The sequence below is a fragment of the Variovorax sp. WDL1 genome, from assembly GCF_001541225.1.
Classification (GTDB): domain Bacteria; phylum Pseudomonadota; class Gammaproteobacteria; order Burkholderiales; family Burkholderiaceae_C; genus Variovorax.
In genome coordinates, this window is sequence record NZ_LMTS01000271.1 from 27824 (window position 1) to 45890 (window position 18067).

Annotated in this window: 20 protein-coding genes; 10 read left to right on the forward strand and 10 right to left on the reverse strand. The window is 64.3% G+C overall.

Annotated elements, in window-relative coordinates:
- Positions 1–291: 291 nt before the first annotated feature.
- Together APY03_RS33240 and APY03_RS33245 are read left to right on the forward strand one after the other, a co-directional pair.
- A complete protein-coding gene (locus tag APY03_RS33240) occupies positions 292–3474 on the forward strand; it encodes an error-prone DNA polymerase (protein ID WP_068683996.1) in 3183 nt (1060 codons plus the stop codon).
- A gap of 223 nt (positions 3475–3697) precedes the next feature.
- Positions 3698–4021 (forward strand): hypothetical protein, encoded by a 324-nt coding sequence (locus tag APY03_RS33245; RefSeq protein ID WP_068683998.1) that lies wholly within the window; start codon positions 3698–3700, stop codon positions 4019–4021.
- A gap of 19 nt (positions 4022–4040) precedes the next feature.
- On the opposite strand, the gene APY03_RS33250 is transcribed toward APY03_RS33245, so the two are convergent.
- Entirely contained in the window at positions 4041–4598 is a 558-nt protein-coding gene (locus APY03_RS33250) for a hypothetical protein (RefSeq protein ID WP_068684004.1), read from the reverse strand.
- Positions 4599–4790: 192 nt separating this feature from the next.
- Between APY03_RS33250 and APY03_RS33255 the strand changes: the two genes are divergently transcribed.
- Complete coding sequence (locus APY03_RS33255) at positions 4791–5213, forward strand: FHA domain-containing protein (RefSeq protein WP_083944727.1); 423 nt, start codon at positions 4791–4793, stop codon at positions 5211–5213.
- 22 nt (positions 5214–5235) lie between these two features.
- Here the strand turns inward: APY03_RS33255 and APY03_RS33260 are convergent, their stop codons facing one another.
- Both APY03_RS33260 and APY03_RS33265 read right to left on the reverse strand, forming a co-directional pair.
- Complete coding sequence (locus tag APY03_RS33260) at positions 5236–6195, reverse strand: HNH endonuclease (protein WP_162487251.1); 960 nt, start codon at positions 6193–6195, stop codon at positions 5236–5238.
- Positions 6196–6224: 29 nt separating this feature from the next.
- A complete protein-coding gene (locus APY03_RS33265; RefSeq protein WP_232324507.1) occupies positions 6225–6677 on the reverse strand; it encodes a hypothetical protein in 453 nt (150 codons plus the stop codon).
- Between the two features lie 137 nt (positions 6678–6814).
- On the opposite strand from APY03_RS33265, the gene APY03_RS33270 reads away from it, so the two are divergent.
- Genes APY03_RS33270 through APY03_RS33280 form a run of 3 tightly spaced genes read left to right on the forward strand, consistent with a single transcriptional unit; the run spans position 6815 to position 8111 of the window.
- Complete coding sequence (locus tag APY03_RS33270; protein WP_068684017.1) at positions 6815–7516, forward strand: hypothetical protein; 702 nt, start codon at positions 6815–6817, stop codon at positions 7514–7516.
- Between the two features lie 16 nt (positions 7517–7532).
- Positions 7533–7880 carry a hypothetical protein gene (locus APY03_RS33275; protein ID WP_068684018.1) on the forward strand — a complete coding sequence of 116 codons (348 nt, stop codon included), beginning with the start codon at positions 7533–7535 and terminating at the stop codon, positions 7878–7880.
- Positions 7881–7883: 3 nt separating this feature from the next.
- Positions 7884–8111 (forward strand): hypothetical protein, encoded by a 228-nt coding sequence (locus APY03_RS33280; protein ID WP_068684020.1) that lies wholly within the window; start codon positions 7884–7886, stop codon positions 8109–8111.
- A gap of 348 nt (positions 8112–8459) precedes the next feature.
- Here APY03_RS33280 and APY03_RS33290 read toward each other — a convergent pair whose 3' ends face one another.
- The 4 genes from APY03_RS33290 to ligD all read right to left on the reverse strand — a co-directional run bounded on the left by APY03_RS33290 (position 8460) and on the right by ligD (position 14007).
- Positions 8460–9926 (reverse strand): S8 family peptidase, encoded by a 1467-nt coding sequence (locus APY03_RS33290; RefSeq protein WP_068684024.1) that lies wholly within the window; start codon positions 9924–9926, stop codon positions 8460–8462.
- A 135-nt stretch (positions 9927–10061) separates the two neighbouring features.
- A complete protein-coding gene (locus tag APY03_RS33295) occupies positions 10062–10313 on the reverse strand; it encodes a hypothetical protein (RefSeq protein ID WP_083944729.1) in 252 nt (83 codons plus the stop codon).
- A gap of 173 nt (positions 10314–10486) precedes the next feature.
- A complete protein-coding gene (locus APY03_RS33300; protein WP_162487250.1) occupies positions 10487–11452 on the reverse strand; it encodes a helix-hairpin-helix domain-containing protein in 966 nt (321 codons plus the stop codon).
- Between the two features lie 77 nt (positions 11453–11529).
- Positions 11530–14007 (reverse strand): DNA ligase D, encoded by a 2478-nt coding sequence (gene ligD / locus APY03_RS33305; protein WP_068684028.1) that lies wholly within the window; start codon positions 14005–14007, stop codon positions 11530–11532.
- Positions 14008–14144: 137 nt separating this feature from the next.
- Here ligD and APY03_RS45770 point away from each other — a divergent pair, with 137 nt between their 5' ends.
- The 4 genes from APY03_RS45770 (at position 14145) to APY03_RS33320 (ending at position 15337) form a co-directional block, all read left to right on the forward strand.
- Positions 14145–14354 (forward strand): H-NS family nucleoid-associated regulatory protein, encoded by a 210-nt coding sequence (locus tag APY03_RS45770; RefSeq protein WP_162487249.1) that lies wholly within the window; start codon positions 14145–14147, stop codon positions 14352–14354.
- Between the two features lie 18 nt (positions 14355–14372).
- A complete protein-coding gene (locus APY03_RS45775) occupies positions 14373–14492 on the forward strand; it encodes an H-NS family nucleoid-associated regulatory protein (RefSeq protein ID WP_102906051.1) in 120 nt (39 codons plus the stop codon).
- Complete coding sequence (locus APY03_RS33315; RefSeq protein ID WP_068684032.1) at positions 14489–14863, forward strand: hypothetical protein; 375 nt, start codon at positions 14489–14491, stop codon at positions 14861–14863. Before APY03_RS45775 ends, APY03_RS33315 begins: the two co-directional genes overlap by 4 nt.
- 204 nt (positions 14864–15067) lie before the next feature.
- Complete coding sequence (locus APY03_RS33320; protein ID WP_068684034.1) at positions 15068–15337, forward strand: hypothetical protein; 270 nt, start codon at positions 15068–15070, stop codon at positions 15335–15337.
- 21 nt (positions 15338–15358) lie between these two features.
- Here the strand turns inward: APY03_RS33320 and APY03_RS33325 are convergent, their stop codons facing one another.
- From APY03_RS33325 to ku, 3 genes are read right to left on the reverse strand one after another with little or no spacing between them, the layout of a single operon-like run.
- Positions 15359–15781, reverse strand: a complete 423-nt coding sequence (locus APY03_RS33325) for a hypothetical protein (RefSeq protein WP_146039614.1) — start codon at positions 15779–15781, stop codon at positions 15359–15361.
- Positions 15778–16617 carry a tetratricopeptide repeat protein gene (locus APY03_RS33330; protein WP_332112736.1) on the reverse strand — a complete coding sequence of 280 codons (840 nt, stop codon included), beginning with the start codon at positions 16615–16617 and terminating at the stop codon, positions 15778–15780. The genes APY03_RS33325 and APY03_RS33330 overlap by 4 nt, the downstream gene beginning before the upstream one ends.
- A 33-nt stretch (positions 16618–16650) precedes the next feature.
- Positions 16651–17589, reverse strand: a complete 939-nt coding sequence (gene ku / locus APY03_RS33335) for a non-homologous end joining protein Ku (RefSeq protein ID WP_068684040.1) — start codon at positions 17587–17589, stop codon at positions 16651–16653.
- Positions 17590–18067: the final 478 nt, after the last annotated feature.

Sequence of the window (18067 nt, forward strand, 5' to 3'; positions counted from 1 at the left end):
GCTCTGCATTGAGGTAGAGGAGGTCGTCTTGTCGCATTTTCTTGGCCCGTTCCGCCCCCAGTGGGCAGATCTGTCGGAAATATTAAGGCCGATAAGCAACTTTGTCGCCTTTTTTGCCCCAACGTTCCTGGACTGGCGCCCACTCTGCCGATCCTAGGTTTTAGGATTTCCCGACACCGACAGCGAACGGGGCAATTTTTTACGACAAACAGATGCGCTGAAGGGCTCCCACGGCGAAAAAACCCGACACAGCAGTCCGACGCGATCGGAGATACTGGTTTTATATCCAGTATGTACGAGCCCCCGCCATTCGCCGAGCTGCACTGCCGCTCGACCTTCACCTTCCTTATCGGTGCGTCACAGCCCGAGGAGTTGGTGGAGCGCGCCGCGGCCAAGCTCTACTCGGCCATAGCCCTGACCGATGAATGCTCGGTCTCGGGCGTCGTTCGCGCCCACCTCGCCGCCCGGGAGGCCAGTCTGCACTTTATCTGCGGCAGCGAGATCCTCCTGACCACCCAGAGCGGCCACCCGCATGCCAGGATCGTGTTCCTGGCCCAGAACAAGCTGGGGTGGGGGAACCTCTGCGAGTGCATCACGCTTGCGCGCCGGCGGGCTGCCAAGGGCACGTACAGCGCCCTGGTGACGGACGTTGAGGGCAAAAACATCCAAGCGCCCCACTTGGCCGGCATGCCGGGCTGCCTGGCGCTCCTGTTGCCCGAGCCGGACGCCACCGTCGAGTCGCTCTTCGCCCAGGCGATGTGGATGAAGACCTGGTTCCCTGGGCGAGCCTGGCTCGTGGCACCGCGCCCGCTCCTGATGGACGACGAGCTGCGCCTCTGGACCGTCGAGCAGGTCGCCGAGCGCACCGGCCTGCGGATCCTGGCCAGCTCGAGCCCGGTGATGCACACGAGCAAGCGCAAGAAGGTGCAGGACGTGCTCACCTCGGTGCGCATCGGTAAGACCGTGGAGGCCGCGGGCTACGCGCTGCAGGTCAACGCCGAGGCGTACTTGCGCGGTCGCGCGGCGCTGATGGACCAGGTGCCGGCCGAATGGATAGAAGAGACCGTGCGCGTCGCGAGCCTGTGCACGTTCTCACTCGAGGAGCTGAAGTACGAATACCCGCGCGAGGTCGTGCCTGAAGGCGAGACGCCCGCATCGCACCTGCGCAAGCTCACCTACGAGGGCGCGCGCCGCCGGTACCCGAATGGCCTGCCCGACAAGGTCCGCCAGCAGATCGAGCACGAGCTCAAGATCATCGCGCAGTTGGAATACGAGAGCTACTTCCTGACAGTTGCTGACATCGTGCATTGGGCGCGTGACCGGAACATCCTCTGCCAAGGACGCGGCTCGGCCGCCAATAGCGCGGTCTGCTATTGCCTTGAGGTGACCAATGTGGATCCCGATCGCATGAGCGTGCTCTTCGAGCGCTTCATTTCCGTGGAGCGCAGGGAACCGCCCGACATCGACGTCGACTTCGAGCATCAGCGGCGCGAGGAAGCGATGCAGTACATCTACGAAAAGTACGGGCGCGATCGCGCGGCGCTCACCGCCGTGGCCACGACGTACCGCACGAAATCGGCACTGCGTGATGTCGGCAAGGCGATGGGCATCGACGACGACAAAGTCGATCGGCTGGCGAAGACCGCGTACGGGACCGATGAGAAGTGGATCAGCGAGGCGTGCCTGCTCGAAAACGAGATCGACCCCACGGATTCGACGGTCGTGCACTGGCTGACGCTGGCCGACACCATCCGCGGCTTCCCGCGGCATCTGAGCCAGCACCCTGGCGGCTTCGTGATCGGCCGTGACAAGATCAGCCGGCTGGTACCGGTCGAGAACGCGGCGATGGACAACCGCTCCATCATCCAGTGGGACAAGGACGATCTCGACTCGACCGGGCTCATCAAGGTCGACATCCTGGCGTTGGGCATGCTCACGGCGATCCACCGCGCGCTCGACCTGGCCGGCGAGAAGGCGGGCGGCCCGCCCATGCGCATGCAGGACGTGCCCGCCGAGGACCCGGCCACCTACGACATGATCTGCAAGGCCGACACCGTGGGTGTGTTCCAGATCGAGAGCCGAGCGCAGATGAGCATGCTTCCCCGCATGCAGCCGCGCACCTTCTACGACCTCGTCATCCAGGTCGCGATCGTGCGACCGGGTCCGATTCAGGGCGGCATGGTTCACCCGTACCTGCGTCGTCGCATGGGCGAAGAGGCGGTGACCTACCCGAGCGAGGAAATCAAGCAGGCAACGGAACGCACGCTGGGCATCCCGCTCTTCCAGGAGCAGGTCATGGCGATCGCTATGGTTGCCGCCGACTTCACCGCCGGCGAGGCTGATCAGCTGCGGCGAGCGATGGGTGCCTGGCGCAAGCGCGGCGGCCTGGAAGTGCACCAGCGCAAGCTCACCGAACGGATGCTGAAGAAGGGCTACACCGAAGAATTCGCGCAGCGCCTTGCCAAGCAAGTTGAAGGCTTCGGCAGCTACGGCTTCCCCGAGTCGCACGCCGCCAGCTTCGCGCACTTGGTGTACGTGAGCTGCTGGCTAAAGCGCCACCATCCCGACGCGATGCTCGCCGGCCTGCTCAACTCCCAGCCCATGGGCTTCTACGCACCTGCCCAGTTGGTGCGCGATGCGCGCGAGCACGGCGTCGTTGTGCGCCCGGTCGACGTGACGATCAGCGTGTGGGACTCGACGCTTGAGGAGGCCGTGCAAGGCCCGGCTTCCAAACGCTGGGACACGACCTACGAGCAGCCGCTGCGCGCGGTTCGCCTGGGCCTGGGCCGAATCAACGGCATGCGCGAGGAAGCGACGAAGCGCATCGTCGCAGCGCGCGCGGAGAAACCTTTCGCTAGCGTGGAGGACTTGGCGATGCGCGCGCAGCTCGACGCGCACGATCTCAAGTGCCTGTCGAGCGCCGATGCGCTGCTCGGCCTGGCCGGGCGCCGGCCCGATGCGGTGTGGGCCGCCAAGGGCGTGGACACACGCCCGACGAAGATGCTGCGCCAGGCACGCACCTTCGAGGACGAGATCCAGTTCGCGACGCCGGAGGAGGGGTCCGAGATCGCCGATGACTACGGCTCGATCGGGCTGAGCCTGCGCCGCCATCCGCTCGCCATCATCCGGCCGCAACTCGCCGAGTGGGGCATCAAGACCTCCGAGGATCTGCGCGTCCGCGCGAAGGATCGGCAGACGGTGCGCGCGAGCGGGATCGTGACGCATCGGCAACGCCCGAGCACTGCAAAGGGCGTCATCTTCGCGACCCTTGAGGACGAGACCGGCACGGTCAACATCATCGTGTGGCCCCAGGTCGCGGAGGAACAGCGCACGGTCCTGCTGGGCGCCAAGCTGCTGAGTGTGGAGGGGACCTGGCAGAGCGAGAAGGGCGTCCAGTCCCTGGTGGCGGCGAAGCTGGTCGACCACACGCCTCTCCTGGGCACATTGCGCACGTCCAGCCGTGACTTCCGCTGAGGACGTTCCACATGGCTCTACTTCGATCCCGGGCGCCGACGGCACGGTGCAGTGACTCCCGCGTAGAGCGCGCCTGAAAAAATATCGCCGGATATCGCGCCCGCGTGGCATCGTCAACGGTTTCAGCGACAGAGACCTTGAGAATGAATTCGACGGCAACACCCATCCAAGCCCAGTTCGCCAAGGCACTGGTGGCACGCGGCTGGTCCACCATCGCGCGCGCGTGGACGTGGCGAGCAAGGACTACGACACCGCAGCGGGCGGCAGGACTGCGTTCGTGTACTGCCGCCAGAACAGCGACGGCAACCACGTGCTCACCGGCGCCTACTGGAGCGAGGGTCGTAATGCGCTCTCGACTTGCTGGGCCCTGTTCCGGCCGGGGACAGACGAAGCGACCATTGCCAGCGAGATCGAGCGCTTTGCGGCCGAGGCCGAGAAGACGATCGGGCAGACCTACGCCATGCGGATCAAGGCGCTTCTAGATGAGCCGGACGAGGGCGCTCATGAAGACGAACAGTCGGCGGACGCGCATCGGTTCGCCATGTGATGCTCCGAGTGCTTGGCGCCTATCGCTCGCGCTGACGCAGCAGGGCATTGCGCAGTCGCCCAAGCAAGGTGAGTTTGGACCGCGTCTTCCATTCCGCATACTTCCGCCGCTCGTCCTCGAGCACGTCCATCAGCGCGGCAACCGTCTGGTCCCCGTATCTCCAGATGCCAGAAACGGCGAAGTGCCCAGGCAGTCGGTCCGGTTTCGGACCGATCTGAATGTCCGCGGCCCCGATGCGCGTCATCAGGTCCGCGCGAAGTAGAGCCTGCTTCGTTCCAGGGCCTAGGCCGGGGAACGGACGCGAGAGAACGAAGGAGATCACTCCAACGCTATCGAACTTGTGGCACAGGAACGCGCAGATCTCCAGGAAGACCAGGCCTCCTATGTTGAAGTCCGCAGCGAGCACGAACTCGGAAGGGTGGAAATGCTCCAAGTGCACCTCGGAGAGGTCGTCGCTCACCAGGACCGGATCAACAGTCCCGAGCAGGCGGTCATGGTCGAACACATGCATCGCTTCAGCCAAGCGATAGACGCCCCCCTCCGGACCGACGATCTTGATCTGCTGGTTCAGCTCCACTGTCCTCCAGGCCGGATTCTCGCCTACACACCACCAAGCTAGACCTCCTCACTACGGAAAGCGTCCGCCGCGAAAATCGATTACTGCACAGCCAGTCCAGGGAAAAACTCGCATGTCGCACACGAACCAAGGGCCAGAGGGACCGAGCCACGGCGCTCCCAGAGCCATCACTCACGTTGGCCGGGGTGCCTGATGCCGAGATTGTTGATGCGCGAGGCCGACGGCGGGGTTCGTCAAGTGGCGCTCCAGCCCCACGAGAACACAATCGGCAGAGGCCCCGAGAACCAGATCGTGATTGAGGCCGCGGACGCAAGCCGCGCACATGCCGTCATCACGGTCGAGCAGGCCTTCGTCACGATCCAGGACCTCGGCAGCCGCAACGGCACATTCGTGAACGGCCACAAGGTCAAGGACCAGGTGCTGGCCCACGGCGACGTAATCGTGTTGGGCTCGTACGAGATGAAGTTCGTCGTTGCCAGCCAGGAGTTCAGCAAGATCGAAGCGCTCGAGCTGCTCAACACGCATGGGCTGATCGTCGACCTGCCGCCTCGGGCCTCCCCGGAGCAGGACACAACGCCCGCCCCCGTAGCGCCGCCCCGCAGGACGCGGCTGTAGCTAAGCTCCGTTGCAAACGGGGTTACCTTCCGGCCGCCTCGAGCCTCGCCAGACGCCACTGAAGCGCTTCGAGCTTCGGGTACATCCGAGGCTCCCTTGGCGGGATCAGATCCTTCCCCGCCAGCTCGATCAGCGGCCTGTGATCTGCTATGCGGCTGTCCAGTCGAGATGCGACGTGCCACTTGAAATCTGGGCCAGGCGCGATGAGATCGTGATCCATCGCCCAGTGCATGTTCGGCGTGAGCGCGAGCCCGTTGCGCGGATCATCGTCCTGCGCTTCGCTGAAGGGATGGATATGCGCCGCCTCGACCATTGCCGTGCCGTCCAGCAGCACGAGCCGAAGGCCAGTCGCCGCGCACCTGTAGTCGTAGAGTTCTGTCACGACCCGCCGGAAAGCTGGATCACGCACGTACGCAGGCGGCGCCTGCGGCCGCGCCTGGAGCGACGGCCCTGCTCGGAGCTGGTGTTCATAGCGGCTGATCTCACTCGCCTGAGCGACAACGACGCGCAGTTCGCTCAGCCCGCGATCGAACCATGCGGTAGACAACGCGTCGCCCAGCGCTTCGACGTTTTCGGGCGCCTGGAGCAACTGGAAAAGCTCCTCGTCGAGGGAAGCAAAGGCGACGTTCTCCAGGATCGCCGCGTTGCTGCGTGCGGTGTCCATCGACTCCAGGACCTCCTCCCGCCCGGGCGCTGCGTGGAGGTGCCAGAAGCTTTCGCCGGCGCCCCGCAGACGCCCTGACAAATGGAAGAACGGAAAGTAGGGGTTGCGATGGTCCGTCGGGCTACGCACAGCGTCGAAGAACCGGGCGTATCGCTCCAGAAGAGGCGGCGCGTAGTAGATCCGATTCTCGGTGAGCCCCCCGCTTCGGGCGAGGTCGAGCACGGCCAACAGCATGCAAATCTTGTGCAGGCTCGCACGGCCGCCTGCAACGTTGACGTTGAGGCGTGCGAACTTCTGCTGGTAGGTCTCGATGGACATTGGCGGCGCGGGTAACTCGATCATCGATCCTAAACGGGGCCGACGAACCCGCGCTGCCTGGAAATCGTCGTTCGAGCGAAGCGCTCGACCTCGGAGCTCGCCGCCGGCCAATCAGCGGCCCATCGCGCAAGCCTCCACGGCAAATCGAGATCCTCACAGGCCGGGTGCAGGCGCGACAGGAGGGCGATGCCCTTCGGGGAGACCACGAGCCGCTTCACAGGCGCTCCCATCTCCCACAGCAGATCGTTCTTGACCATCGGATCCAGTAGCCCCGGCGCCGAGGCGGCGCCCTCCAGTGGAACGACGTCGTTGCGGCCTGACCCGCGCCAGTTCGCCAGCTCCCTGACCACCTCCGGCTTGGTCGGCGGGTGCCGGGAACGAAGCCAGTAGAGGATCTGGATCTTCCTTAGCGTGAGCGCGCCATCGGGGATGCCCACCTCCAGCGCGATCCGATTGAAAACGCTCGATCCATCCACGTTCAATGCCTCCTCCAGAGCGCCTTCAGCCTGCGGCGCCAGCGACGACGATGGGGCGTTCATGGTTGTGCGGCAGAAGGAAGCATCGGATTATTTTCGCCCGTCCTTGACGTATCGAGAGTCGCCTCCGTAAGGTAGTTCGCATGACCTCGGCCCCTCTCGTATTCGCTCGCACCCTGAACGCTTGGCTCAAGAGCGACGACAAGAAGCTCCTCGCAGCCATCAATGGCGGTCGAACCATCGAAGAAGCATCGGAAGAGCTGCAGCGCGAGCCGGTATCGGTCCTGCGGCGAATCAGCGACATCGGCGCCTTCGAGTTCGAGCTTGGCACAGAGGAGTGGGTCGAAATCATGTCGCTGGCCCTCTCCGGAGTGCCCCTTCAGGACGTGATGGCATGGTGCTCTGCCTCGGACGACCGGATGCCCTACGAACTTCTGGACGCAATGCGTTCTGGCCCCGATCAGCGGCCTGCGTTCGAGCTGGCGCGCGAGTTGAGTATTGTGGTGCCGACGACGGCGGCTGTCGCCGACCTGGTGTGGCTCGTCGAACAGCCTGAGGAGATTCGCAGCGGCTATGCGGCTGCAGCGCAGAAGGTCGCGCAACGGTTCGATGCCCTAACGCCAGCTTCGCTCAAGAGCGAGATGCTCGGCATCGCGCCGGCCGAGTTGGTCTGGATGGGCGGTCCTGCACCGAAGGCCCGGCGGGGATCGGCGACAGGCAGCGCGCGCACCGCGAAGACACGCGCACCTCGCAAGGCGTCGACCTCCCGCGCTCGGAAGCCGAAGATCCGCAACCGCTGGGCATTCGCCAATTACATGAAGAAGAAGCGCGCCTCGGCGAGCTGAAAGTACTGTGAGTTCTATGACCATCGATCACAACGTCTGCGCCGCCGCTCGCCACTTCGATCAGGAGCAGCCGATCGGCCCGCTAGAAGACGACATGCTCGGCGCGCTCGAGGCGCACGACCAGACCCATGCAGCCTGGAACACGACGCGCAAGGCACTCGCTCATCTCTTCGCCCGTGTGCTCTCAGCGTGGCTCTATCCAGGTGCCGTCATCGACACCCAAGCCCGCACGGGGAAGCTGCCCCGCTGCCTGTGGTCGGTCCGCGTTGGCTCGGGCAACGCTCGCAATGCCACGAAGTTCCGCATCATCGGCGTGCCGAGCGTGCGGGTTGAGAACGAAGGTGATCCATCCATGTCGGAGTAGTGCGTGCGCGCCATCGCGATCAGCAGCAAGACCGGCCTCGATATGAGCGGCAACACGCCGAACCGCCGCACCGTGGCGGACGGATCCGTCACCCTGACAGGCCATGCATTCCACATGCGCTTCAGTGACCTGCGCGGTGAAGCTCTGCGCCAGAAGGAGCGTGACGACTTCATGGGCATGGTTGCTCAGGCAGAAGCTATCCTCGCTGAGCGAGAGTCCGAGAGCGCCTGAGCGCCGCTCCGGCACCCGAAAACCCGCGCCAGCAAAGGCTTCCGGAGCAAACCGTATCAAACTACAGGAAAAGGACGATCACCCTGCCTCGCGAGTCGTCTTCGAGGCGGTCAGCCACCGCGAAGCTTATTGCGTGTGTCCGGCAGCGGGCTGTAGCTCTCCGGCACGATCTCCCAGCCGGCGCAGCTACGGACGACGCGCTCAAGCGTCGTCTGAGCAGCATCCACCAACATCATGCGAGGGGAAGCGTCGATCACCGTGACGCCAGGCGTTTGCTGCAGCCGGGCAGGCAAATCGACAGGCGATGGGTCGCCCGCCGTCCTGCGAAGGACGAAGCGTTGCCGAGCACTATGCGATCCAGCCATTTCCCTCATATTGTGGACCGAAGCCCAGCTTCCTTGCCGCTTGAAAGGCCAATTTCAGGATCGCGTCAGAGCGCGCCTGGTCGCGCGCCATGGTGCGGACGGCGGCATTGGCCGAAAGCAGCCTCGAAACCATGCCGACGACCGCCGGGCACGCCATCGAAGTGCCGTCCATGACGGCCCAGTTGCCGCCAGGCACGGTCGAAATGATGCCGACGCCGGGACCGGCCATGTCGATTTCGACGCCATGGTTGGAGAAGGTTGCCATCCTGTTCGCCTTGTCCAGTGTGCTTGCCCTGCCCAGACTGCCATCCGCCACCGAATTCCTTGGTGACGAGCCCTTTCGTCCGAAGCACCCCACCGCCACGGCCCGTTGATCAGCCGCCGGTTGACTGACACTGGGTAGCCCGTCGTTGCCGGACGCGCAGAACACCGCGACGCCGGCACCGCGAGCATCGGCAATCGCTGAGCTGGTCGCCGGGTCGGCAAGGCCTTGTGAACCCAGACTAAGGTTGATCAAATCACAGCCATCGGAAACAGCCGCATCGATGGCCTTGGCGATGGAATAGTTGGACGCCGACCGCCCGCGGGGGAATACGCGATAAGAGCGAAGCGATACAGTGGGTGCGATGCCTGCCATCGCGGAGGGCGCGGCACCGCTCGACGCGACAATGCCTGCTACATGCGTGCCATGCTGATCGCCGTTGTCCCCGAAATCCGCCGGGTTCTCGCCGATCACTGTGTTGAGTCCACCGGCCACCGCTAAATCAGGATGGGGTCCGCAGCCCGTGTCCACAATGCCCACGACCACCTGAGCCCCATCTCCCCCCGGGTTGCTGCCGCGGAAGTGCTGCAACGCGTCGGGCTTGTTGAAATCGATGGCTGGCAACTCAAACGGCGTCGAGGAGGGCAACTGCACGTTGCGAAACACCATGGGCCAGCAGCCCTGCAGCGGATACACATACAAGCGCTCGATGCGTGCTCTCGCACCGACCTTCAGCGAGACACTGCCATTCGCGCGGGTGGTCCCCTGATCCCCGATCTGATTCGCGTAGTCGGTGAACGCCACGACGAGAGCGCCAGCGACGGGCGAGCCACTGCGCTCGACAACAAGGGACAGCTGCGAGAGCGCCGGAGCGGCGCCTGAGCTTGTTTTCGCCCTGCTGAGCAGTTGCGGCCTTGGGGCGCGGGCTACGTCGTAAAACACCTCGGGAACGATCCGCACGCCAGGTTCTTCCTGGCGCAGAGCCATCACGCCTTCCGGCGTCATCTCGACCAGCTTGATGCCGTTCTCATGGGTCGAGTCGATGACACGCAGGTTCTTGTTCGCAGCACTACGTCGGGGTGCGACAGTCAGCGTGCGCATGAACGTGCTGACGTGCGCGTTCCCTGGGAAAGCGGCGGTTGTGGTGCCGCGCGGTGGCAGCAAGATGAAGCGCTGAACAGTGGCCATGGGTCGCTCCTTCAGGACAAAGGAGCAACATTGTTCAGCGCCGCTTGCTGGAGTCATCCTCCTCAAGGAGGATGCGAGAGCATTCCTGCATTGCGCGGAAGCCTTCGCGGGAGAGGATAGCCACTAATGCGGTCGCTACTTGACTCTGATTCGCTTCAGCAGCATTTCGGATTGCACCTTTGCATCCTGCCGCGAGGGCGCATCAAGTCTCTTGTCGCAGTAAAGCTGTTTGTTGCTCACATCGCTGTCATCGACTTGCCGATTGCCTGAGGCAAGGATCACGTAGCGCCAGGCACAAGCGCGAATCGGGTCGAGGGGCGGCGCACCGGCATTGCCACCGCTCAGCCAATACGCAACGTTGCGCTGCGCTTGGTAATCACCTGTCATGGCTGCGCGCTCGAGCCTCTCGAAGTGCGCTATCGAAGGCTCGGAATCGTTGGCGTGCGCGGGTAATGGGATTAAAGCGGCCGCAGCACAGAAGACAAGGCATGGTAGAGGTGAGTCCATATTCTTCTCGGGTAGAGTCGGCACTCCCGTTCAAGGGCGCCAACCTGTAAAAACTAGACAGTGCGATGGGTCTCGATCAGCTCGACAAGCTTGTCCGCGGTGCTTTTGCCGATTCCACTGATGCTCGCCAGCTCATTTCGATCGGCTGCAGCAAGCAGTGCGCCTAGATCTTTCATTCCGCGCTTTTGCAGGGGCTTGAAGGCGGCACCGAGCCATGGCTGAAGGTCCGCCAGCGGCGTTTCGGGCTCATCCGGGAACTGCAGCTCATCGCGAGCGACCAGCCCATTCTTCCAGAGCTCAGTGGGCGAGGGCGTTTCCGAAAACGCAATCCCCGTCTCGAGGAGCCTTGCGTAGATCTCACGCCGCTCGGAACGGCCGAACCGCGTAGCAAGGACCCTCGGGCTTGTGGCGCGGAGTTCACCAATAATCCTGAAACCGGCGCGTAGAGCCCTGCGGAGGGTGCCACCGCGGAGTCCCAGATGGGAGATCGAATTGGTGTCGCTGAGCCCCTTGAGCGACGAGGCTCGCGCCTCATCGGGAAGGCGCCTGAGCGCTCGGCTCTCGTCGAACTCACGGCCTCTCTGGTCCGGGTTCGGAAGAAGGTCCAGTCCGATGCTCTGCAACAGCTCCCGCAAACGCCCGACAGTCTTGACGCCAACGCCATCACCTCGGAGCAGCTCGTTCTCGCTGATTGCAGACAGGTCCTCCAAGCAGAAGACGTTCTTCTGATGGAGAACGAAGCGGACGCTCGGCCGAACAGGCAGTTCACCGACGGGTGTCTCGGGACCAAGTTTCGCAGCCAAGGCCGAAAAGGCTTCGCGCTTTCCTGTCGGCCTCCAAATGAATGTTGAGAACTCGAAAGCCACCTCGGACGCGATCAGGCCTTCGCACAAGGCAACCGCATGCTGGCGCCTGGCTTCGACGATTCCGCGGTGCAATGCGGCCAAGCACGATGGGAGATCTCCCTCAGGGATGCTGGCCAACTCGGCAATCGTTCGGATGGTCTGTACTTTTTCCATGGCTGCGCGTGCCCCTAGCCGGGTCTCAAGAACTGCGATCCCCAATGATCGCCCATCGCAATTCCTTCTCGAAGGTCTCACGAACGAAATCCGAGCACGCTCATGGCTCCGCCGAGGCTGTGTGCGCTCTTGTTGTAGTCGCTCCATGGCTCGTTTCCCTTGTCCAACCTGGTGTGGATGTTCCGCACGTTCCAGTGAGCTCCGCTGGTCACCTTCGCCAGCTCATCCCAATCGATCGGCACCGACACGCCCAGCCCCGGCCGCGCGCGCGCCGACCAGGCAGAGGCGGTCGTGGCGCCGAAGCCGTTGCGCAGGTAGTCGATGAAGATCTTGCCCACGCGGTTCTTCGGCCCGCTCTTGGCCACGAAGATCTGGGGGAGCGTGCGCGCGAGGTGCACAACGATCGCCTGGGAGAAGTCCTTCACCGTGTCCCAGTCGTAGAGGCGCTTCACCGGCACCACAACGTGCAGGCCCTTGCCGCCGCTGGTCTTCACGAACGACGCGAGCTCGAGCTGCTCCAGGAAGACGCGCACGAGCTCGGCGGCCTGTTGCATCTGCGGCCACTTCACTCCTTCGCCGGGGTCGAGGTCGAATGTCATCCGATCGGGCTTTCCGATCGCGGTCCTGACGGCATTCCAGGTGTGGAACTCGATCACGTTGAGCTGTGCGGCCGAGAGCAGACCTTGCGCGGTGGCCACCTCGAGCAGCTGGGCGTGGCCAGGGTTCAGCGCCGGGTCGAGCTGTCGCACGCCCGTGATCTCGCCCTTGTCCAAGTGCTTCTGGAAGAACAGCTCGCCGGTAATGCCCTCTGGGGCGCGTACGAGCGACACAGGGCGGCTTTTCAGGTGTTCGAGGATCAACGGCCCCACCAGCCCGTAGAAGCGCACCAGCTCGATCTTGGTGACGCCGGTGGATGGGTCGATCACCCGGTCGGGGTTCGAGATCCGGAACTTGGCCGGCAGCGTGTGTTGCACCTCGGCGCCGGCGGCAGGCCGAAGGTGTAGCGGCACTTCACGGACGATTGCCTCGGCCGGCTTGTCCGTCCTAATCCCGTGGAAGACGGGGTGCCGGACGTGGCCACTCTTCGTCCATTCGGTGAAGCTCACCTCGACAACCAGCTCGGGCCGAACCCATTGGGCGCCGCGGGCGGCCGCGTCCGTCGCGCCGTGCAATGGACTGGTCTCGGACGCCAGGGGAGCCAGCTTTTCCTGGAGCGTTGGCACGACCTTGCCGCTGACGCCAGACCCGACGCTACCCGCGTAGACCAGATTGCCCGCGTCGTCATGCGCCGCGAGAAGGAGGGCGCCGATCCCGGATTTCGTGCCGCGCACGTGCGTCCAGCCGGCAACAACGAACTCCTGGCGTTGCCTGCACTTCAACTTGATCCAGTCGGTGCTTCGGCTCGATGTGTACGGGCTGTCCTTGCGCTTCCCGATGATCCCCTCCAGGCCCAGCTTGCAGGCCGAGGCGACGACATCGCGCGGCGCGCCGGCGAAGGCCCCGCTGAACCGAAGCGAGTCAGGCGCGTCTTCAAGGAGCCGCTTCAGCTGCGCGCGGCGCTCGACGAGCGGCACTTGGCGCAGATCGAGGCCGCCGCAATGCATCAGGTCGAAGAGATGGAACGTGATGTCCTGCGTGCGCGAGTTGTCGAAGGCGTTCTGCAGAGCCCCGAAATCGGGGAGTGCCTGGTCGTTCAGGATCACGATTTCGCCGTCGAGCCAGCAGGGCGGCAGCTTCATGGCGGCCAGGTCGCGCGCCAGGTGCGGCAGCCTCTTTGTCCAGTCGTGCCCGTTGCGGGTGAAGAGCCGCACGCCGGCGTCGTTCACCCGCGCCAGCATCCGGTACCCGTCGAACTTGATCTCCAGCACCCAGTCATCGCCGTTGCTTGGCGGCGCGTCGACAAGAGTGGCGAGCTCGGGCGCAAGCTTCGCGGGCAGGGCGCTCTTCTTCGCCCCAGCCAGGCTGCCCGAGGATTCGGTAGGAGCCGCGGCGCCGGCGGGCAGCGGCAGGCCGGCCACGCTGTCGGGCATCTCGTCGACCACGCTGAACTCGCTGGCGGGCCGCACGAACTCGTCGCGCTCCTTGATGAGCAGCCAGGCATTCTGCTTCTCCTCACGGCTCTTGATCTTCACGAGGACCCATCTGCCGCGCAGCTTGTGGCCATAGAGCTCGAACTTCAGGTCACCGCCCCTCAGCCCCTTGTGCGGGTCGCCGACCGGCACCCAGATGCCCTTGTCCCAGATCACCACCTTGCCCGCCCCGTACTGCTTCGGGGGAATGGTCCCCTCGAACTGGTTGTACGAGATGGGGTGGTCCTCGGTCTGCACCGCCATGCGTTTGTCGGCCGTGTCGTAGCTCGGCCCCTTCGGTATCGCCCAGCTGAGCATCACGCCCTCCAGCTCGAGGCGGAAGTCATAGTGCAGTCGGCTCGCCCAGTGCTTCTGGATCACGAACTGGAGGCCGGCAGCCGCCGACTCGCCGCCCTCCGCCGGCTCTGGGGTGACGGCGAAGTTGCGCTTCGCTTTGTACGTCGCCAGTGGGGGTGAGGCAGCCATGTGCAGAAATTAAGCCTGCAAAAGAGGAACATCATCGCAGCTCTGCCCGCATCGAAGCTGCCGCCCTGACCCAGGGCGGGGCTGCAAGTGTGGACCCCATAAAATCCACAGACTTGGTTCACAAGCAGGAGAGACTATTGGCACAGACTTACGAGCAGATTCAGGCCCAAATCGAAAAGCTACAGGCCCAAGCCGAAAAACTACGTGCGCGGGAATTGGACGACGTCGTCAGCAAGATTCGTGAAGCGGTGAAGGCCTACGATCTGACACCGGAGATGCTTTTCGGGCCTCGCGCCGCGAAGGTGGCCTCTAAGCGAAGGGTTTCGGCGAGCAGGAAGCAGAAGTGAAGGGGCAAATTCGGGCCCATCGGCAAGCTCTACCGCCACCCTGAGACCGGCGCCGAGTGGCCGGGCCGTGGTCCGCGCCCCATGTGGCTGCGCGAGGCCATCGCCGCTGGTCGCAACCCGGACGAGTTCCTGGTTTGACCGATCGAACAGCGGGGGCTTGGGAGTACCGCCTGGTACACGTCAACCTGTACGTCGAGGGCGATCCACCGCTCGAGCTGCACCGCGTCTACTACAACGAGGACGGGTCGCTGCGCCTGCATATGCCGCTCATTACGGTGGCCGGTGACGATCCGGCAACGGTGCTCGCACAGGTGCAGGCCATGGCGGAGGCGTGCGGCAAACCCGTCATCGATGCCAACGACTTCCCCGAAGCAGAACCGGTACCAAGATCGGCGCGCGGCCTCTCCTTCACCTTGAAGACGCGGCATCGCGAGAAGCCGCCACCGGAGCGCAAGACGCCCGAGCTGCGCGTGGTCGGGAAGAATGACAAGCAAGACGAAGAGAAGTGACGAAGGTCACCGCACTTCGCCGTGCCGCGACACGTGGCGGCACTGATGATCGAGGAGGTGCGAAGCTGCTGGAACATGCTCTCCTGGACCTCCAGATCTCAGCCGAACCAGGCCGCAGCGCCAGCGGCGTCGGACAGCAGCTGGACAGCCCTGGGAAGTAGGATGGCGGCCTCATCGCCATCCTACCGAGGAAGATCACCCTTCATGACTGACCACCTCCGCTCGATCGCAGTAACCGTAGACGAACCGGATCCGGGCGTCTTTCATTGGGTCCTGATCGAGAGCACAGAAGATGCGTCGGTCTACCAGGAACTCGAAGCCTCTGAGGGCAGCTACGACAGCTGGACGCATGCGCTTCGTCAAGGGACCGAGCGACTGATGGCGCTCGCCAAAGAGTCCCCCATGGCGGGTCCGCGCGCGAGTGGCGAGGACGAGGATGCTGATCCGGTACGCGGAGCTGCCGTCTCCCCTTGAGCGCGCGCCACCCGGCCTGGTTCAGCCGCTGCGTCGGATGTACTCGCGCATCAACTCGGCGATCACTTGCTCGGGCTCCTTGCCTAGCGCTCGAACGAGCGTTTCGAAGTCAAGCTTCAATCCCGAATCGTCGCAGAGCGCCAAATCGAAGTCGGCGCTCTCTGCCACATGCGGCCCAGCGCCGTCCAGCGGTGTGCTGTCTTCATCGCGGTTTCGATTCCGCGCCATATACCCGAGGACTTTCTCGACGTCGCGCGATAGGTACGCGCATACGTCGCGCGCTCGACCACTGAGGATGGCGAGGCATCGCTCGTCGTCGTCGAGCCCTGCATGCCAAAAGGCGCCGTGCATATCGCCGGGAAGACGGAGAAGCAGCCATTCATCGAATGGGCATGGGGCAGCTAGCGCTAATACTGCGCGCTGGACTTGTGCTTCACGACTCATCGTGACAGCCTCCGGTACGCGCTCCAGTGCCGTATCGCCCTCTGGCTGTTGCCAAGCTCGTCGTAGAGCCGGCCCGCATTGAAATGCGCGTCAGCGAGGTCGGGATCGAGCTGAAGCGCCATGTCGTAGCTGGCCAGCGCCTCCTCGAATCGGTTCAGATCCTCAAGCGCCACCGCCCGGTTGAAATAGAGGAGCGGTTCGTTCGGACGATGCTCGATGCCCTTGGAGAACAGCCGCACCGCATCGTCACAGTCACCGCCTTCGCAGAGCATCGCCCCGAGATTCAGGTAGGCGTTCGTGAAATCCGGCGCGACGGCGATCGCCTGGGCGTAGGCCCGCTTGGCACGGGCGTCGTCTACCCCTTCCAGCGCCTCGGCCTGGGCGAATAGATCCTCTGGCGATGCATTGGGCTCCTTGGCAGCCACGCCGCGCCGGGCCGTGGCCAGGTGCCGGATCACCGGAGTGGCGTCGACCTGCGCCTGCATGCCCAAATCGAAGTCCATCAGAAGCTGCCCGGTGTCGGCGGCCCATTGCGAGTCCCGAGTGCGCACAACGATGTCCTTGCCGACGGCGGTGATCCGCAGGCCCGATAGGGGCGCGTCGGCTGGCAGCTCGTCCTTCAGGCGTCGCAGGGAGCGGAGGATCTTGGCGCTCGGAATGCTCGCCGCGCGGAGCTCGTGGGCGGTGCGCAGCAGCACGACGTCCTGGAACGAGAACAGGTAGGCCTGGCGCGGTCCTCTCTTGGGCTTCACGAAGCCGAGCTCAACCAAGCGAACGATGGCGCTTCGGGAGAGGCCGAGCATCTCCTGAACGCTGCGAAGCGTGTGCGACTCCAGAGCTACCTCCCGCGAGCTTTGTGGTGCGCCAGCTTACTTCCTGGCGCGGCTGCGCGCGGGCGTCTCCGCTGGCTCCTCGGCTTTTGATGCACGCCGGGCACCCTTGCGCTTGGCTCCCATTTCCTCGATGTTGTCGGCGGCTGCTGCGAGCTTGGCCGCTGGCGGTGCTTTTACTGGCGCCGCGGCCGCCGCGGGCTTGCGCTTCAGGCTGGCCATCAGCGCCTCGGTGAGGTCGATCACCTGGGCGCCGGCTTGCTCGTCCGTGTGCGCCGAGGCGACTACCTCCTTGCCGGCGATCTTCGCGTCGATCGCGGCCAAGATCCGCTTCTTTTCCTCGTCCTCGAACATGGTCGGGTCGTACGTGTCCTCAGAGATCTGGTCGATGAGCTGAAGGGCCAGCTTCAGCTCCGCCGGCGTGGGCTGGACGTTCTCGATGTCGAGATCCGCGAGTGAGCGAACCTCGTTGGCGTACAGGAGCTGCTGAAGCACCAGGCCGTCCTCGGCGGCCCGAACCTGAACCACGTACTGCTTGCCCTTCCACGCCCACTTGGCCAGCGCGCATCGGCCGCTCTCGCGCATTGCCGCGCGCAGCAGGCTGTATGGCTTGGCGCCGCGCTTGTCGGGCGCCAGGAAGTAGGCCTTGTCGTAGTAGATCGGATCGACTTCCTTCTCGGGTATGAACGACACGATCTCGATGACGTGGCTCGTGCCTTCCTCGAGCGCTTTCAGCTCCTCCGGCTGGAACAGCACGAACTGGTCCTTCTCAAACTCGTAGCCCTTGACCATCTCGCTGCGCGGCACGACCGTCTTCATGTCCTTCTCGGACACGTACTGCTGCTTCACCCGGCTGCCATCCTTGGCCAGCATGTTGAAGCGAATGGTCTCGGACGACTCGGTCGCCGAGTAAAGCTTCACAGGGATCGAGACGAGCCCGAAGCTGAGGGAGAGCGATGCGATGGATCGTGCGGCCATGGTTTCCCCGTCTCTGTGCGGCCAGGTCCGGCCGCTGGAAGGAGGAAACTTGCCACGTTTGGAGGCGCTACGGAAGAGGTGCGCGGCGTACGCGCGACGTCAGGATCTGCCGCTTGGCCGGAATACAGGGCGACGCCGACGCCAATGTCGTTAATCGGCAAGCAGCGTTCCGCTTTGGTCACCCACCGAGCGGTCGCAGCCCAGGAAGCGGTGCCAACCCGCCGCCGGGATAGGGCCGCATGGTGTCTGGATCCAGGCCTCGGTTGCGGTCGCGGTTCAGATCCTGACCGCCGCCCGGGCCGATGGACTGCCCGCCGCCGGGGCCGATCGACTGGCCCCCGCCAGGACCGATAGAGAGTCCGCCGCCAGGCCCTATCGACATCCCGCCGCCCGGGCCGATGGATTGACCACCGCCGGGGCCGATGGAGTCACAGCCGCCCGGCCCGATCGATCCCGGTACGCAATTGCGCCAGGCCTG

Excerpts from the sequence above, each read along its gene's own strand:
- APY03_RS33240 (WP_068683996.1), top strand. The coding sequence starts at position 292 with ATGTACGAGCCCCCGCCATTCGCCGAGCTGCACTGCCGCTCGACCTTC.
- APY03_RS33255 (WP_083944727.1), top strand. The coding sequence starts at position 4,791 with ATGCCGAGATTGTTGATGCGCGAGGCCGACGGCGGGGTTCGTCAAGTG.
- APY03_RS33260 (WP_162487251.1), bottom strand. The coding sequence starts at position 6,195 with ATGTCCATCGAGACCTACCAGCAGAAGTTCGCACGCCTCAACGTCAAC.
- APY03_RS33270 (WP_068684017.1), top strand. The coding sequence starts at position 6,815 with ATGACCTCGGCCCCTCTCGTATTCGCTCGCACCCTGAACGCTTGGCTC.
- APY03_RS33275 (WP_068684018.1), top strand. The coding sequence starts at position 7,533 with ATGACCATCGATCACAACGTCTGCGCCGCCGCTCGCCACTTCGATCAG.
- APY03_RS33290 (WP_068684024.1), bottom strand. The coding sequence starts at position 9,926 with ATGGCCACTGTTCAGCGCTTCATCTTGCTGCCACCGCGCGGCACCACA.
- APY03_RS33295 (WP_083944729.1), bottom strand. The coding sequence starts at position 10,313 with ATGACAGGTGATTACCAAGCGCAGCGCAACGTTGCGTATTGGCTGAGC.
- APY03_RS33300 (WP_162487250.1), bottom strand. The coding sequence starts at position 11,452 with ATGGAAAAAGTACAGACCATCCGAACGATTGCCGAGTTGGCCAGCATC.
- ligD (WP_068684028.1), bottom strand. The coding sequence starts at position 14,007 with ATGGCTGCCTCACCCCCACTGGCGACGTACAAAGCGAAGCGCAACTTC.
- APY03_RS33320 (WP_068684034.1), top strand. The coding sequence starts at position 15,068 with ATGACTGACCACCTCCGCTCGATCGCAGTAACCGTAGACGAACCGGAT.
- APY03_RS33325 (WP_146039614.1), bottom strand. The coding sequence starts at position 15,781 with ATGAGTCGTGAAGCACAAGTCCAGCGCGCAGTATTAGCGCTAGCTGCC.
- ku (WP_068684040.1), bottom strand. The coding sequence starts at position 17,589 with ATGGCCGCACGATCCATCGCATCGCTCTCCCTCAGCTTCGGGCTCGTC.